General features: G+C 40.6%; 14 protein-coding genes, 1 tRNA gene and 1 pseudogene. 6 read left to right on the forward strand and 10 right to left on the reverse strand.

Going from position 1 to position 15,580, the window contains the following annotated elements; all coding sequences use genetic code 11:
* Nucleotides 1-62: 62 nt before the first annotated feature.
* Nucleotides 63-207: pseudogene (locus ABLA85_RS00075) on the reverse strand (Arm DNA-binding domain-containing protein); the annotation flags it as partial.
* Between the two features lie 164 nt (nucleotides 208-371).
* Nucleotides 372-456 (reverse strand) — tRNA-Leu (locus ABLA85_RS00080).
* A 388-nt stretch (nucleotides 457-844) separates the two neighbouring features.
* Between ABLA85_RS00080 and ampH the strand changes: the two genes are divergently transcribed.
* Both ampH and ABLA85_RS00090 read left to right on the forward strand, forming a co-directional pair.
* Nucleotides 845-2,083 (forward strand): D-alanyl-D-alanine-carboxypeptidase/endopeptidase AmpH, encoded by a 1,239-nt coding sequence (gene ampH, locus ABLA85_RS00085; RefSeq protein ID WP_367960281.1) that lies wholly within the window; start codon nucleotides 845-847, stop codon nucleotides 2,081-2,083.
* 276 nt (nucleotides 2,084-2,359) lie between these two features.
* Nucleotides 2,360-2,584: a hypothetical protein gene (locus ABLA85_RS00090; RefSeq protein ID WP_367960282.1), complete on the forward strand. Its 225-nt coding sequence runs from the start codon at nucleotides 2,360-2,362 to the stop codon at nucleotides 2,582-2,584.
* Nucleotides 2,585-2,589: 5 nt separating this feature from the next.
* On the opposite strand, the gene lptG is transcribed toward ABLA85_RS00090, so the two are convergent.
* Nucleotides 2,590-3,666 (reverse strand): LPS export ABC transporter permease LptG, encoded by a 1,077-nt coding sequence (gene lptG, locus ABLA85_RS00095; RefSeq protein WP_367960283.1) that lies wholly within the window; start codon nucleotides 3,664-3,666, stop codon nucleotides 2,590-2,592.
* Nucleotides 3,666-4,766 (reverse strand): LPS export ABC transporter permease LptF, encoded by a 1,101-nt coding sequence (gene lptF / locus ABLA85_RS00100; RefSeq protein WP_367960284.1) that lies wholly within the window; start codon nucleotides 4,764-4,766, stop codon nucleotides 3,666-3,668. Before lptF ends, lptG begins: the two co-directional genes overlap by 1 nt.
* 280 nt (nucleotides 4,767-5,046) lie before the next feature.
* Here lptF and pepA point away from each other — a divergent pair, with 280 nt between their 5' ends.
* From pepA to ABLA85_RS00115, 3 genes are all read left to right on the forward strand, one after another.
* The gene (gene pepA / locus ABLA85_RS00105; RefSeq protein WP_367960286.1) at nucleotides 5,047-6,555 is read left to right on the forward strand and encodes a leucyl aminopeptidase; all 1,509 of its coding nucleotides are present in this window, start codon (nucleotides 5,047-5,049) and stop codon (nucleotides 6,553-6,555) included.
* 165 nt (nucleotides 6,556-6,720) lie between these two features.
* A complete protein-coding gene (locus ABLA85_RS00110) occupies nucleotides 6,721-7,215 on the forward strand; it encodes a DNA polymerase III subunit chi (RefSeq protein ID WP_367960289.1) in 495 nt (164 codons plus the stop codon).
* Nucleotides 7,216-7,228: 13 nt separating this feature from the next.
* Nucleotides 7,229-10,126, forward strand: a complete 2,898-nt coding sequence (locus ABLA85_RS00115; RefSeq protein ID WP_367960291.1) for a valine--tRNA ligase — start codon at nucleotides 7,229-7,231, stop codon at nucleotides 10,124-10,126.
* A 135-nt stretch (nucleotides 10,127-10,261) separates the two neighbouring features.
* Here the strand turns inward: ABLA85_RS00115 and ABLA85_RS00120 are convergent, their stop codons facing one another.
* From ABLA85_RS00120 to ABLA85_RS00145, 6 genes are read right to left on the reverse strand one after another with little or no spacing between them, the layout of a single operon-like run.
* Nucleotides 10,262-11,290, reverse strand: a complete 1,029-nt coding sequence (locus ABLA85_RS00120; RefSeq protein ID WP_367960293.1) for an FAD-binding oxidoreductase — start codon at nucleotides 11,288-11,290, stop codon at nucleotides 10,262-10,264.
* A complete protein-coding gene (locus ABLA85_RS00125) occupies nucleotides 11,277-12,134 on the reverse strand; it encodes a sugar phosphate isomerase/epimerase family protein (protein WP_367960295.1) in 858 nt (285 codons plus the stop codon). The genes ABLA85_RS00120 and ABLA85_RS00125 overlap by 14 nt, the downstream gene beginning before the upstream one ends.
* A gap of 11 nt (nucleotides 12,135-12,145) precedes the next feature.
* Entirely contained in the window at nucleotides 12,146-12,856 is a 711-nt protein-coding gene (locus ABLA85_RS00130; protein ID WP_367960306.1) for a hypothetical protein, read from the reverse strand.
* A gap of 23 nt (nucleotides 12,857-12,879) precedes the next feature.
* Complete coding sequence (locus ABLA85_RS00135) at nucleotides 12,880-13,176, reverse strand: hypothetical protein (protein ID WP_367960297.1); 297 nt, start codon at nucleotides 13,174-13,176, stop codon at nucleotides 12,880-12,882.
* A complete protein-coding gene (locus ABLA85_RS00140; protein WP_367960298.1) occupies nucleotides 13,154-13,504 on the reverse strand; it encodes an AzlD domain-containing protein in 351 nt (116 codons plus the stop codon). Before ABLA85_RS00140 ends, ABLA85_RS00135 begins: the two co-directional genes overlap by 23 nt.
* Entirely contained in the window at nucleotides 13,501-14,202 is a 702-nt protein-coding gene (locus ABLA85_RS00145) for an AzlC family ABC transporter permease (protein WP_367960300.1), read from the reverse strand. Before ABLA85_RS00145 ends, ABLA85_RS00140 begins: the two co-directional genes overlap by 4 nt.
* A gap of 438 nt (nucleotides 14,203-14,640) precedes the next feature.
* Between ABLA85_RS00145 and ABLA85_RS00150 the strand changes: the two genes are divergently transcribed.
* A complete protein-coding gene (locus tag ABLA85_RS00150) occupies nucleotides 14,641-15,414 on the forward strand; it encodes an amino acid ABC transporter substrate-binding protein (RefSeq protein ID WP_367960302.1) in 774 nt (257 codons plus the stop codon).
* The last annotated feature ends 166 nt before the right edge of the window (nucleotides 15,415-15,580 follow it).

Below are 15,580 nucleotides of genomic sequence, written 5' to 3' on the forward strand. Positions count from 1 at the left end.
ATATTGCTCCAAAATCCAAGTTGGAACGAACAAATGTGAGTCTTTTTTCTCTTCTTTGGGAGCAGCAACTTCTTAGCTTCGTCCCGTTTGGCGTGTGCATTAGCTAATGAGACAGCAGGGTAAACACCAAAAGCCAGCGCCATCCGCTAATTTATAGGATTTCTCTTTCGGTTTCGCAGTCTCGATTTGTCGGGCGTTTAGTTTCATTTTTGGGGCACATTTACAATCGAAGTGTAGATGCCCCAAATTATGCCCCTTGGTGCGAGTTGATTGCAACAGACCACAGTAGACGGCAAAATAACTAAGTATCTTGATTTATTGGGATTTTTAGGGAGTTTGTAGACTTGGGTAGACGTTAGAAAACTAACGAATGGTGCCGAAGGCCGGACTCGAACCGGCACACCCGAAGGCGGTTGATTTTGAATCAACTGCGTCTACCGATTTCGCCACTTCGGCACTGAAGGGTTCGGAAAACGAGACTCATTATACTTGTCAGAAGACCATTCGCAACACTTATCCTTCCAATTTTGTTCAAGTGCTGAAAAAAAAAGCAAACCTACCTGTTCCGACACAAAAAAGCGCAAATCTCAGCCTTCATTCATTCTATTTAACATCAATCAACCTGTTATAACGCCTTATCACCAATAGACAACCCATAAACACCTTATATAATTCAAAGCAAAACACTGTCTTGAGGTAAATAACTATGACTCTTATCAATTGGATCTTCGCTGGTATTCTGTTGGGTTTCATTATCGGTGCCGTTATTGCGATATTTAAGAAGAACAAATAACGGTTTTGTCCCACCCACTTAAATTATGTTCCCTGATTGGTTAATCCCAAAATGAACAAACGGCTCTATAAATTTTGTATAGTTTCCGCTCTTTCATTGGCGCTTTCAGCTTGCGCTACTTCTGGTCATTCACGCCAGCGCCCAAGTTCACAGCCCACAAAATGGGAAGTGTTTGACAGCAATGCCGCCAGCCGAAAACTAGCTTCAGCATTGGTTGAACAATATGCCCAGTCAATTTTTGATGAAGGTAATCCGTTAGGTATGGCAATGGTGGTTATTGATAATAATCAGGTCATGCATCACAGTTTTGGAGAAACTTATCCAGGGAGTGGCATTAAGCCAAGTCAGAATTCTTTAATTCGTATCGCTTCTCTCACCAAATTGATGACCAGTGAGGTGATGATCAAGCTGGCAGAGAAAAAAAGAATTAGGATCACCGACCCATTGCAGAAATATTCCTATTATGGTGTGCATGTGCCAAACTTTAGCGCAAATCAACCCATTCGGTTGTATCATCTGGCAAGTCATACCAGTGGGCTACCACGGGAACAACCCGGAGGAAAGTGGGGTCGCCCGGTGTTTATCTGGCCAACACAATCCAATCGTTGGACTTGGCTAAAATCCGCTGAGATAAATGCCGTTCCTGGTACAACTGCTTCTTATTCCAATCTAGCCTACGATTTATTGGCAGATGCGCTTTCCAAGGCGACAGGAGAACCTTACCCGCGCCTTCTGCGAGAAGAAATCACCCATCCTTATAAGATGGAAGATACCACCCTGACTCCCACCCAAACTCAATGCGCCCGGTTGATGAAAGGGGTCAAATCCAGTCCCTGTATCAGTACTATTGCCGCAGCAGGCAGTGGAGGAATTTATTCTACCCCCGCCGATATGCAGCGTTGGATGCAACAGTTTTTATCTTCTCACAATCAGTTGAGGAAGCAGACAGCCAGCCGTGAACAGGGTATCTACTTTAAACGCACCGATTTGACGTCAATCAAAGGAATGGATGTGGCAGGCCAGGCCGATGGTATCGGGCTCGGTTGGGTTTATATGAATAGCAAGAAAGATATTCCGGGTATCTATCAGAAAACTGGCGGCGGCGGCGGGTTCAATACTTATATGGCGATGATCCCTGAACAGAATATCGGAGTATTTGTGGTAATGACCCGCAAAGAACACAGTAAATTCCATCGTGTTACTAAGGGTGTGAATGAGCTGATCACTGCGCTGGCACAGAATCACAATTCAAATTCAGTATTTCCTTCATTGGTAAAAAATAATCAATAAAAAATACCAAGCTGAGCTTTACTGGTGTAATCTCAGCTTGGTTACATTATTACTATCCTATTTTTGGACATTATCATTGTTCTTTTTTTAATATCCCGTCGAGAAAATCATTTATATTTCTACTGGAATTTCCGTTACAAAAGAATACTCGACCATTCAATATATCCCCTATAAAAGCCGGATCACAGGTTTCATAATTTTTTTGATGCGAATCTCTAATACTTCTTTCTTAGCACTTATTACCTTAATTTTTCCATTAGTAGCAATCTGGAGAATGTGGCTGCAAAAGAATCTGTAAACCACCCCTTATCCGCTGAATGGCATGAAGATTTGGTATCATTGCTTTCGCCAGTAAATCATTACTCAAAGTCATTATGCCGAAAACAATATCATAAAAACTCTTATGGAATAAAAATAGAAATCACGATATTTAACCATGAAAAATCGCTCTCACTTTTGAAAGCGAGAGCGATAAGTCAACTTAATGATATGTCAATTTGACACTGTTATTTTCGGTACAAAAGTAAATAAATACTCACTACAAAGAATAACAAACTTGGCAACAGTGCTCCCAATACGGGTGGCATACTATAAACTAAGCTGAGTGGGCCGAATATCTCATTCAGGACATAAAAGATAAAGCCAGTACTTATCCCCACTACAACCCTTAATCCCATAGGAACACTACGCAATGGGCCAAAGATAAAGGAGAGTGCCATCAGCATCATGACTGCAACGGATAACGGGGCAAAGATCTTTTTCCACATATTGAGTTCGTAGCGCCCGGCATCCTGCTGACCCTGTTTCAGGTAAGTAATATATTGATGCAGACCACGAATGGAGAGTGCAGCAGGCTCAAGAGCAACAACCCCCAGTTTTTCTGGTGTCAGCCAACTTTTCCAGTCAGCAGAGATACGCTGCGAGCCAGTGATCCGACCGAACTGACTTAAATCAGATTCTTCAACCTGAGACAACTTCCACTGCTTGTTGTCCTGATCATACACAGCAGACGCGGCATACTTCACGGATAACAGTTTTCTTTTATCATCAACATGATAAATACTTATACCATTCAGTGAATTATCTTTACCCACACTCTGAATGTAGACAAAATCCTGACCATCCTTTGTCCAAATCCCTTTAGCCGTGGATACTAAAGAACCGTCATACATCTTTTGGGAACGGAAGTTACGGGCAATTTGTTCACCTTGTGGAGCCACCCATTCACCGATAACCATCGTCAGCAGAACCAAGGGGATCGCGGTTTTCATTACCGAACCAGCCACTTGTAAGCGGGTAAAACCAGCAGCCTGCATGACGACCAGCTCACTGCGGGTTGCCAACGCACCCAAACCCAAAAGTGCGCCTAGCAATGCAGCCATCGGGAAGAAAATCTGAATATCTTTGGGAACGCTCAGCAGCGTATAAATACCGGCAGAAAGAGCAGTATATTCCCCCTGACCGACTTTACGAAGCTGATCAACAAATTTGATGATGCCGGACAGTGACACCAGAGTGAACAGCGTCATCAGAATGGTTTGTAGGATCGTCCGCCCGATATATCTATCTAATACACCAAACATCACGCCGCTCCTTGGATCTTAAAGCGTGAACGCAGCTTACGCATCGGGACGGTATCCCATACGTTGAGCACCAGTGCCAAAGCAAAATACACACCGTTAACCAGCCACATCCAAAACAGAGGGTTAAGTTTGCCCTTACCGCCATTGGAATGGAGAGAACTTTGCAACAGGAAAAAAATTAGATAGAGCAACATGGCTGGCAACATACTGAGCACACGTCCCTGACGCGGGTTGACTGCACTGAGCGGAACAACCATCAGCGCCATAACCAAGACAGAAACAATCAGGGTTAAACGCCAGTGGAACTCTGAACGGGAATCCGGATCGTTGCCATGCCACAGCTCATCCATTGATTTTTGTTCAACTTTGCCACTGTCAATTTCCGGGCTTTGGTGCCCTATGACTGCCCGATAGTTTTGAAATTCTGTGATGCGGAAATCACGTAACAATGCAGTACCTTCGTAACGTGTTCCTTCATGCAGTACCGCTACCTGATTGCCATTCGGTAACTCTTCCATATGCCCACCATCAGCGATAACCACAGAAGGCCGCTGATTATGCACTGGTCGAAGCTGAGCAAGGAATACATTCTCAAAATTATTTCCTTTGACATCACCGATATACAACACCATATTACCATCTCTGGACGGTTTGAACTGCCCTTCCATTATCGCCGCAAGGCTTGGGTTTGCTTTTGCATCCGCCAGTACTTGTTCCTGATATTTAGATGACCATGGCGTGAACCAGATAACATTGGCTGCTGCCAGCATGGCGGTAAGCAGAGCCAGGATAAGCGCTGATTTCACCAACACACCTTTACCTAAACCACAGGCATGCATGACAGTGATTTCGCTTTCCGTATAGAGTTTGCTAAATGTCATTAATACCCCAAGAAACAAACTCAGAGGTAAAATTAGCTGCGCCATTTCCGGCACACCTAAGCCTAACAAGGATAAAACTAAATTTGCGGGAATATTACCTTCTACTGCCGCACCCAATACCTCAACTAATTTCTGACAGAAAAAGATCAGTAATAAGATGAAAAGTATTGCGATTTGACTTTTCAAGGTTTCCCGTACCAGATATCTAATGATGATCACGCTTATTACGCCTGTGAAAACTTGTCTTTTTGCAGGAAAGTCGCTAACTTCGTCGTATATCTACCATTTATATGAATCAGTTTGGCTTTCCCATTGCTAAAATGATACCAAAGCATTCCATATATTCGTTCTCAATTAGAGCACAGTTATCGTTAGTTAAGTATCTAAAATTAATATGCTTAGCTTAACATAACAGAGAACTTTATTTGGGATGATTTAACGCGGAACGTGGTATTTTAGCGATTGTATCTGTCTTTGTCTTTAAGATTCAGGAGAACGCATGGAGTTTAGTGTAAAAAGCGGTAGCCCGGAAAAACAACGCAGTGCGTGTATTATTGTCGGCGTATTTGAACCTCGCCGTCTGTCCCCTATCGCAGAGCAACTTGACAAAATAAGTAACGGTTATATTAGTGCCTTACTGCGCCGCGGTGAACTTGAAGGCAAAGTGGGCCAAACCCTATTGCTGCATCACGTTCCTAACGTGCTGTCTGAACGCATTCTGTTGGTTGGATGCGGAAAAGAACGTGAACTGGACGAGCGCCAGTATAAGCAGATTATCCAGAAAACGATCAGCACTCTTAATGAAACTGGGTCAATGGAAGCGGTCTGTTTCTTGACAGAATTACACGTCAAAGGGCGCAATAACTATTGGAAAGTGCGTCAGGCTGTCGAAACAGCAAAAGAATCTCTGTATGTTTTCGATCAGCTTAAGAGCAGCAAAAATGAACTGCGTCGCCCTTTGCGTAAGATGGTTTTCAATGTGCCAACTCGCCGTGAATTGACCAGCGGTGAACGCGCTATTCAGCATGGTCTTGCCATTGCATCCGGTATTAAGGCGACGAAAGATCTGGTCAATATGCCACCCAATATCTGTAATGCTGCGTACCTTGCATCACAGGCACGCCAGCTTGCTGACAGTGCTGACAATCTGATCACCAAAGTGATTGGTGAAGAACAGATGAAAGAGTTAGGCATGAATGCCTACCTGGCAGTGGGGCAAGGTTCGCAGAACGAATCTCTGATGTCAGTGATCGAATATAAAGGCAGCAAAGATCCTAATGCGAAACCGATCGTGTTAGTGGGTAAAGGGCTGACTTTCGATTCTGGCGGTATTTCACTCAAACCAGCCGAAGGCATGGAAGAGATGAAATGCGACATGGGAGGAGCTGCTTCTGTTTATGGTGCTATGCGCGTTGTTGCAGAACTGCAATTACCTATTAACGTTATTGGGGTATTGGCTGGATGCGAAAACATGCCCGGTGGTCATGCTTATCGCCCCAGTGACATTTTAACCACCATGTCCGGTCAAACTGTTGAAGTAACGAATACGGATGCGGAAGGCCGTCTGGTATTATGTGATGCGCTGACATATGTTGAACGTTTCGAGCCAGAACTGGTTATTGATGTTGCTACTCTGACAGGCGCTTGCATGGTTGCGTTGGGAAACCACTACACAGGCTTAATGTCCAATCATAACCCGCTTGCACATGAGCTACTGAACGCGTCAGAACAAGCGGGAGATCGTGCATGGCGTCTGCCACTGGGTGACGAATATTCCGAACAGTTAGAATCCAATTTTGCGGATATGGTCAACGCGTGCGGACGTCTTGGCGGCGCAATCACTGCCGGTGCTTTCCTGTCCCGGTTTACAGCTAAATACAACTGGGCACATCTGGATATCGCCGGTACAGCATGGCGTTCAGGTAAGACAAAAGGAGCAACGGGTCGTCCGGTTGCACTATTGTCACAATTCCTGTTAAATCGTGCGGGTCTGAATGCGGATGATTAATACCCAAACTAGCCATTTTTTGCATAAAGGCTAACGTAAAAGGTATTAAAAAAGTCAACGGGATTGAGGGTATTGCAACAGCAATACCCTTTTCCGTCACTTTGCCTATCATTTTTTCTATAACTCGTTTTCTGTAATCATGAGACATTGTCAGTAAAAGAATTTATGAAAAATGCTACTTTCTATTTATTAGAAAAGCTGTTACCGGAAAAGCTGTTATTGGAAAAACCGTTACAGGAAGAATCATCGTCTTTTGATGAATTGCAGCCGCATGAATGGCTGGCATGTCAGTTGGCTGCTGATCAATGGCGTGCAGGGAAGCGGGTTCTGATTGCTTGTGAAAGCCAACAACAGGCCGAAAAACTGGATGAAGCACTATGGCAACGAGAGCCAGGTCAATTTGTGCCACATAACCTTGCAGGAGAAGGCCCCCGTTATGGTGCCCCTGTAGAGCTGTGCTGGCCGCAAAAAAGAGGCAACGCTCCCCGTGATATTCTGATCACACTGCTTCCTCATTTTGTAGACTTTGCCACAGCTTTCCATGAAGTGATAGACTTCGTCCCTATTGATGAAAATCTGAAACAGTTAGCGCGCGAACGGTATAAATCCTATCGTAGCGTCGGCTTTAATTTGACCATGGCAACCCCGCCAACCTATTAAATATCAAGATACAATGGAAAAGACACCCGCTACTAAAACGCAATCTGAGCCATCTCTCGATAAAACATACAATCCGACAGAGATAGAGCAACCTCTTTATAACCACTGGGAAAAGAGCGGTTATTTCAAGCCAAATGGCGATACCAGCCGTGAAAGTTTCTGTATCGTCATTCCGCCACCAAACGTGACTGGCAGCCTGCATATGGGGCACGCATTCCAGCAAACGATCATGGATACTATGGTGCGCTATCAACGCATGCAGGGCAAAAACACGCTATGGCAAGTCGGTACTGACCACGCAGGTATCGCAACGCAAATGGTTGTCGAGCGCAAAATCGCGGCAGAAGAAAACAAAACCCGCCACGATTACGGCCGCGATGCTTTTATTGACAAGATTTGGCAATGGAAAGCGGAATCAGGCGGCACTATCACCAACCAAATGCGCCGTCTGGGTAACTCTGTAGATTGGGAGCGTGAACGCTTCACTATGGATGAGGGTTTGTCAAAAGCCGTTAAAGAAGCCTTTGTTCACCTGTATCAAGAAGATCTGATTTACCGTGGCAAACGTCTGGTTAACTGGGACCCTAAACTGCGCACCGCGATTTCTGATCTGGAAGTCGAAAACCGCGAAGTTAAAGGTTCTATGTGGCATCTGCGTTATCCATTAGCTGATGGAGCCAAGACCGCCGAAGGCAAAGATTACCTGATTGTTGCGACCACCCGCCCGGAAACTATGCTAGGGGATACCGGCGTTGCTGTTAACCCGGAAGATCCGCGTTATAAGGATCTGATTGGCAAAGAAATCATCCTGCCACTGGTCAACCGTCGTATTCCTATCGTGGGAGATGAGCATGCAGATATGGAAAAAGGCACCGGCTGTGTGAAAATCACTCCGGCTCACGATTTCAATGACTATGAAGTCGGTAAACGCCACAGTCTGCCAATGATCAACATCCTGACCTTTGATGGTGATATCCGCGAAGCCGCAGAAGTTTTCAACACTAATGGTGAAGTTTCTGACAGTTACTCGACCGAGATCCCTGCTGAATACCGTAGCATGGAACGCTTTGCTGCGCGTAAGGCGATTGTTGCTGAATTTGAAAAACTGGGCCTGCTGGTAGAAATCAAACCTCATGATCTGACCGTACCTTATGGTGACCGTGGCGGCGTGGTTATCGAGCCAATGCTGACTGACCAATGGTATGTGCGTACAGCACCACTGGTAAAAGTGGCAATTGAAGCGGTTGAAAACGGTGATATCCAGTTCGTTCCAAAACAGTACGAGAACATGTACTACTCCTGGATGCGTGATATTCAGGATTGGTGTATTTCCCGTCAATTGTGGTGGGGCCACCGTATTCCGGCATGGTATGACGCACAAGGAAATGTTTATGTTGGACGTGATGAAGAAGAAGTCCGCCGCGAAAACAATCTGAGTGCAGATATTACACTGACTCAGGACGAAGACGTACTGGATACCTGGTTCTCTTCTGGCCTATGGACGTTCTCTACCCTCGGCTGGCCTGAGCAAACTGAAGCGTTGAAAGCCTTTCACCCAACGAATGTGCTGGTCAGTGGTTTTGACATCATCTTCTTCTGGATTGCCCGCATGATCATGATGACCATGCACTTCATCAAAGATGAAAACGGCAAACCACAAGTACCATTCAAAACTGTCTATATGACCGGTCTGATCCGCGATGAAGAAGGTCAGAAGATGTCAAAATCCAAAGGGAATGTTATCGACCCATTGGATATGATTGACGGTATCCCGCTGGAAACTCTGCTGGAAAAACGTACCGGAAATATGATGCAGCCGCAAATGGCAGAGAAAATCCGCAAGCGTACTGAAAAACAGTTCCCGGAAGGCATTGAAGCCCACGGCACTGACGCCCTGCGTTTCACTCTGGCAGCACTGGCTTCTACTGGCCGCGATATCAACTGGGATATGAAACGCCTGCAAGGTTATCGCAACTTCTGTAACAAGCTATGGAACGCCAGCCGTTTTGTGCTGATAAATACCGAAGGACAAGATTGTGGCCAGAATGGTGGTGAAATGTCACTGTCACTGGCAGACAGTTGGATTTTGGCTGAATTCAACCAGACAGTAAAAGCCTATCGCGAAGCATTGGATACTTACCGTTTCGATATTGCCGCCAATATTCTTTACGAATTCACATGGAACCAATTCTGTGACTGGTATCTGGAACTGTCCAAACCTGCCATCAACAAAGGTACTGAAGCAGAAATTCGCGCAGCGCGTCATACTCTGCTCGAAGTGTTGGAAGGTTTACTGCGTCTGGCACATCCAATCATTCCATTCATCACCGAAACTATCTGGCAACGTGTGAAAGTGGTTAAAGGTATTGATGCGGATACCATCATGCTGCAACCTTTCCCTGAATTCGATCAGGCGAAAGTTGATGAACTGGCACTAAACGATCTGGAATGGATCAAGGAAGCGATCATTGCGGTACGTAATATTCGTGCAGAAATGAACATTGCACCAAGCAAGCCGCTGGAAGTTCTGCTACGTGATGCAAATACTGATGCACAACGTCGTGTAGCTGAAAACCTTAACTTTATTCAAGCAATGGGCCGTCTCTCTTCTGTTACTGTATTGGCAGCAGGAGAAGAAGCACCAGTTTCTGTAACCAAACTGATTACCGATGCAGAAATACTGATCCCAATGGCGGGTTTGATCGATAAAAACGCAGAACTCGCTCGTCTGGATAAAGAAATCGAGAAGCTGGATAAAGAAATCAACAGCATCGAAGTCAAACTGGCTAACGAAGGTTTTGTCAGCCGAGCACCAGAAGCCGTTGTTACCAAAGAGCGTGAGCGTCTGGCAACAAACAATGCTGCTAAAGAAAAATTATTGGCACAAAAAGAGACCATTGCTGCTTTGTAATATTTCTTGAATTTAATGAAGCCACTGCAAAAAATGCAGTGGCTTTTCTTCCTCAAAGTAATTTAAGATTTTTCAATAAGCTAATTTATATAGATTATAAACAATTACATCATAATGTTCATAAATTGGAAACACTTAGCTATTTGGATAGAATACATCAACATGAATATAATCCTCATGTAGTTGATAATCATTTTTTAATAGCTTAGACATATCATTAATCATATTAGGAGAGCCACACATATAGACTTCAATTTTATCATTCAAGCCAATTTCCTTTTTGAAAATATCTTGTACATATCCACTATAACTTTCCAAATATTCATCTTCACTATGGCGGGATAAAGCCATCTTAAAATAGAAGTTTTGTAGTGTGCTTTTCCAATTATCTATAATATCAGAGAAATAGTGATCTACTTTTCTTCTTCCTCCCCAGAAAAGATAAATTTTCCGTTCATTGAATACACCAGATTCTATTATGGATTTTATTGGTGCAAAACCTGTTCCTGTCGCAACAAAAACAATATCTCTCACCTCATCATGATATCCGGAAATAAAGTCACCATAAGGCCCATATATCCACAATACATCATTGACTTCAAGTTTCTCACAAATTAAATCTGAAAAAACGCCATTTTTATTCTTAGCTACATGAATTTCAACATACCCATCATTTTTCGGAATATTAGCAACAGAATAATATCGATACTTTCCATTAGGCACTTCTATACCAATATACTGACCCGGAATAAAATTCATTTTAGATTTTTTTGATAACTTGAATCTTAAGATAGTAATTCCAGGTGATCTTTTTATATCACATATAACAGCACCTTCTTTAGTATCAGAGAAAGTTTTACTATCTCCAGCTAGCTCACAAACGATGTTACTTCTAGCAATAGCACAGCATGGTAAAAAATAATTCTCATTTAATTCTTTTTTAGTTAATCCAATTTTATTACCGATAGTATATTCTATATCACCAGATAGTAATTTTAACTTACAAACCCGGCAGGCTCCCAACCGACAGCCATTCTTTAACGAGTGCCCGCTAAGCTCGGCCTGTTCCAATATAGTGAATTTTTCATCAGAAAAAAATTCGATTTCTGATTTATTGATACTAACAAGATGTTTCATACTTTCGTCAAAATCATTCCATGCCATTTAAGTATTCAATATATCTCTTCCCTGATGCAATAAACTCTTCTGGTGAGAAACCACCGCCAGATTCTTCAACAATAAAATTCCCCTGATACCCTACACTCGCCATAAAAGATAATACTCTGTGATAGTCGAAGTTCCCTTCACCTAATGGCAAATGAACATGTTCACCGTTTAGGACATCATTGAAATGTGCATTCTTAATATATGGGATAATTCTTTTTAATGCTTCATTATATTCTCTAGTACTTTTTTTATGCATAAATGACTCAAAATGCACAATGTCCAATGTTAAGAATACACCATATTGATTACATAAGATCTCATGCTGTTCATCGCTTAAAACGATATACTTTTCTCTATCACTTCCTGTATTTTCCAATAAAATGGTAATATCATTTTCTTTAGCTATTTCCGATAATTTCTGGATAGATTTAGATAGCTGTTTGAAATCAAATTCAGATATTCCATTATCATCAAATTCCAGATAACCCGGATGTATCGTGATAAATTTAGCACCGATCTTCTTAGCTTCATGAATGAATGTCGAGAGATAATCAACAGCAATAATTCTGTCCAGCTCTTCACTGTTGGCAATATCTGTTTTTATACCGATATAGGGGGCATGAACGGAATAATAAAGATCATTCTCTTCTTTTAATTTATTCAATACAAAAACTTTTTCATTCCATTTCTCAGGATAGTAATCAATTAAATCCCTTAACTCTTTTTCAAATTCAATTTCAATATTCTTAAAATTTTTGCTTAACTTATCAACTAACACGTCAATGTCTGCTGGATTTTCAAAAATATTTGTTGAGAAGCCAATTTTTTGAGAAATATTCATAATTTTTCCTATTACAACTCTTGCTGAGAAATTTTATTGCTAGACAATCTATTAAAATAGAACTTTCTTTCTAAACCTAAATGCTCTGGGTTAATAAATTCATAAGTTTCAGGGAATCTTTTTATTCCGCTTTGATGAATACCAGCACATGTTGAAAACGCGTGCTTTCCTAATAATGGCTTATTTGGGTAAGGTAATTTATTCATAACCTTATAATAAAAGTTACATAATTCAATCAGATCCTTCATAACAATATCGGTTTTAAACCTATTATTATATTCACTTCTATAAGAGAGAATGGCCATAACCTCTTCAAATGAAGCATTTCCACAACGTTCTCCGACACCTCCCAATGTCACTTGTACTTCATCAGCTCCAGCATCAATTGCACTGATTGAATTAGCAACTGCTAAACCCAAATCGTTATGACAGTGAACGGAGAACCTTACATCAGGGAATTTATTTTTAAAAAAACTAATAAGTTTATTAATATATAATGGTGTAGCACAACCTGTTGTATCTGCAAAACAGATATCGTTGACATGATAAGATGTCAGTAAATTAATTTTCTCCTCTAAAAGTTCAAAGCTTCCTCTTGATGAATCTTCTAAAATGGCTGACACTTTACCTGTATAATAACTATTTGATATATATTCCAAAGAATCTTTTAGCATTAATAGTATCTTGTCTTTGGTTGAATCAAATTTCTTCTTGATATGTATTTCTGAACCAACACATAGTAAGTTTAGTTTAGTTTAGTTTTTTTAAATTGACTTAAAGCCGAAATTGTTTTTTCAATGTCATCTAGTTTCAATCGGCATAATGAAGCAATATAAGTATCTTTGAAATCTATATTAGATGATGCTGCTTCATAAAAAAACTTCTCACTGTATTCATCTGTTACCATGCCAATCTCAATAGAATCAACACCTAAATCAATTAAATATGGTAATAATTTTAATTTTTTTTCATTCGAGAGCAAATACCCAATTCCCTGCTCACCATCTCTTAATGTTGTATCAAAAAAACATATTTTTTTCATTCAAACACCATGATATTAATATAAATAATATAGATGATATAATTAGGCTCTTTAATATAGAACCCGTGCGTTTACTAATAAAATATGCAATTATAACAGTAACTATTGCCAGCACATATTTAATTTCAAAGTCAGAAAGCAAATGGCTAATTTTTATATTATCAAGAGAGATATTCACGATAATACTGCCAAGAATAAAGCATACGGAATAGTCTAGAGATGTAATAAGAAAACCATCTTTTTTAATTTTTTTGTTACTTATTAAAAATGGTATCACCCTAAGAAAAAAACTCATGGCTCCCATCAATAAGATTATCATCATAATCATGCTCTCTCTTTAATTCTTAACTCATAAAATGCAATACACATTCCGACTATAATAGGTATCACGATATCCATAAGTTGAATATTTATTTCATTAATGAATGGAGCACATATCCCTCCTATTAATGTAGCAAAAACAGACAAATCTTTTCCTGCCCGCTTAGCCGCAAGGGATGAAAAATGTATCGGAATTAACATCATTAAAAAAAGAGAAATAGAATCATAATTCAAATAATTTGAAGACACATACCCTAGCAACGTTGCCAAAACAGCAATCACAAAACTTGGTATAGATACACCTAGATAATAATTAAATTGAGATTTTCCATCAGGGATTTTCTCTGCAATTAGATGAGCATGAGTCACGGTGTATGTACTGGCGCTAAATGCTAACATTGACAATAAGATCTTGCCTTTTGATATACCATGAAAATACTGTGACATGACCATAGACATCAGAAAAAAACGAAAGTTTATGATCAGAGTCAGTATTATCACTGATAAGAAAACTCCATTAGCAAGATAATTAACAACAGCTACCTGCAAAGGTGCAGCAAAAGTGAATACAGACCCTGCCATAGTCTCTATTAATGAAATTCCTTTATTTTGATAAAGAGCACCAACAGAAGCAAAAATAAGGAAAAAAGAAATACAGACGGGCAAAGAATCTAGCATCCCTTTTCTGAATAATGAGTTTTGCATTGAGAACCAACTTTTAATATCAATAAATTCACAACAAAATTCGCGAAGTAAAAAAACTTTACATTAAAAAAAATGATGTTTCAATGCTTTTAACACCATATTCTTGATAATGATTACTATTAGCATTGTATATAAATTTAATAAGTTCTGTTCCGCATGAGTGAAAAATTGCAATCACCTCAATAAAAATGAATAAAATCAATAATATAAATAAAAACAAAAACAAAAGTATTTTTTTAAAATTTGTATATCTATTATCAAAAAATGATATTAAGAAACATCATTTACAAGAACAAATAGTCACCTATCCATTTTCTCACTATATTTTCATATAAAAATTAAAACACATCATATAATTTCATATTATATAAACTATTTGGACGTAAAAACTGATTATGTATTATATTTGACAATAAATCTCATTATCAGGAAGGTGCAATGAAAATTGTAAGCAAAGTATTATTAGCAAGTATTCTCCAATTAAGCTTTACACATTTGGCTTATGCAAAATCGACCCTTGATAACATTCAATCCACAGGGGTATTCAGAATCGCAACGGAAGGGGCTTATGCTCCGTTCAGTTATCATGATGCTTCTGGAAAATTAACCGGATTTGATGTGGAAATCGGTCGTGAAATTGCTCAGCGCATGCAAGTTAGACCTGAATTTATTGAAGGTAAATGGGATGGATTAATCGCGGGCCTTGATGCCGGACGCTCAGATGCCGTTATGAACCAAATTGCGATTACACCTGAACGCGAGAAAAAATATATTTTCTCTCTGCCTTATGTCATTTCTGAAGCCGTGTTAATTACCCGAACAGATAACAATACAATTAAAACATTCAGTGACTTGAAAGATCGGACTTCTGCCCATACCCTGACCAATAACTTCGCCCAAATTGCCCGTCAACACGGCGCCGAAATTATTGGTACAAATGGTTTCAATCAAGAGGTGGAACTTGTCAGTACAGGTCGTGCTGATGCCACCATCAATGACAAACTTTCCTATCTCGACTACAAAAAACATCGACCAGAAGCACCAGTAAAAATAGTGGCAACTGATACCAACGCAGCGCAAACCGCCGTACTCCTGCGCAAGAACGACACTGCATTAAAAACCGCAGTTGATAAAGCCATTAATGAGCTCAATGCTGACGGTACTTATCAACGTATTTGGGACAAATATTTTAGTGAGGAAATAACAAAATAATCAAACAGAGCCTGATGGACAGGGCAAACGGGCCTAACTGATACAGATGGAAATCCCACTGTGAAAGGCTTTCATCATATAACCATTATCCCACCCTGCCTTCTGACGCTTAGTTTTCACTCCACCGATTCAAAGGTGGAGTGAAGTTAGATAGTGTCGTCATGAA

This window comes from Xenorhabdus sp. SGI246, assembly GCF_040838225.1.
Classification (GTDB): Bacteria; Pseudomonadota; Gammaproteobacteria; order Enterobacterales; family Enterobacteriaceae; genus Xenorhabdus; species Xenorhabdus indica.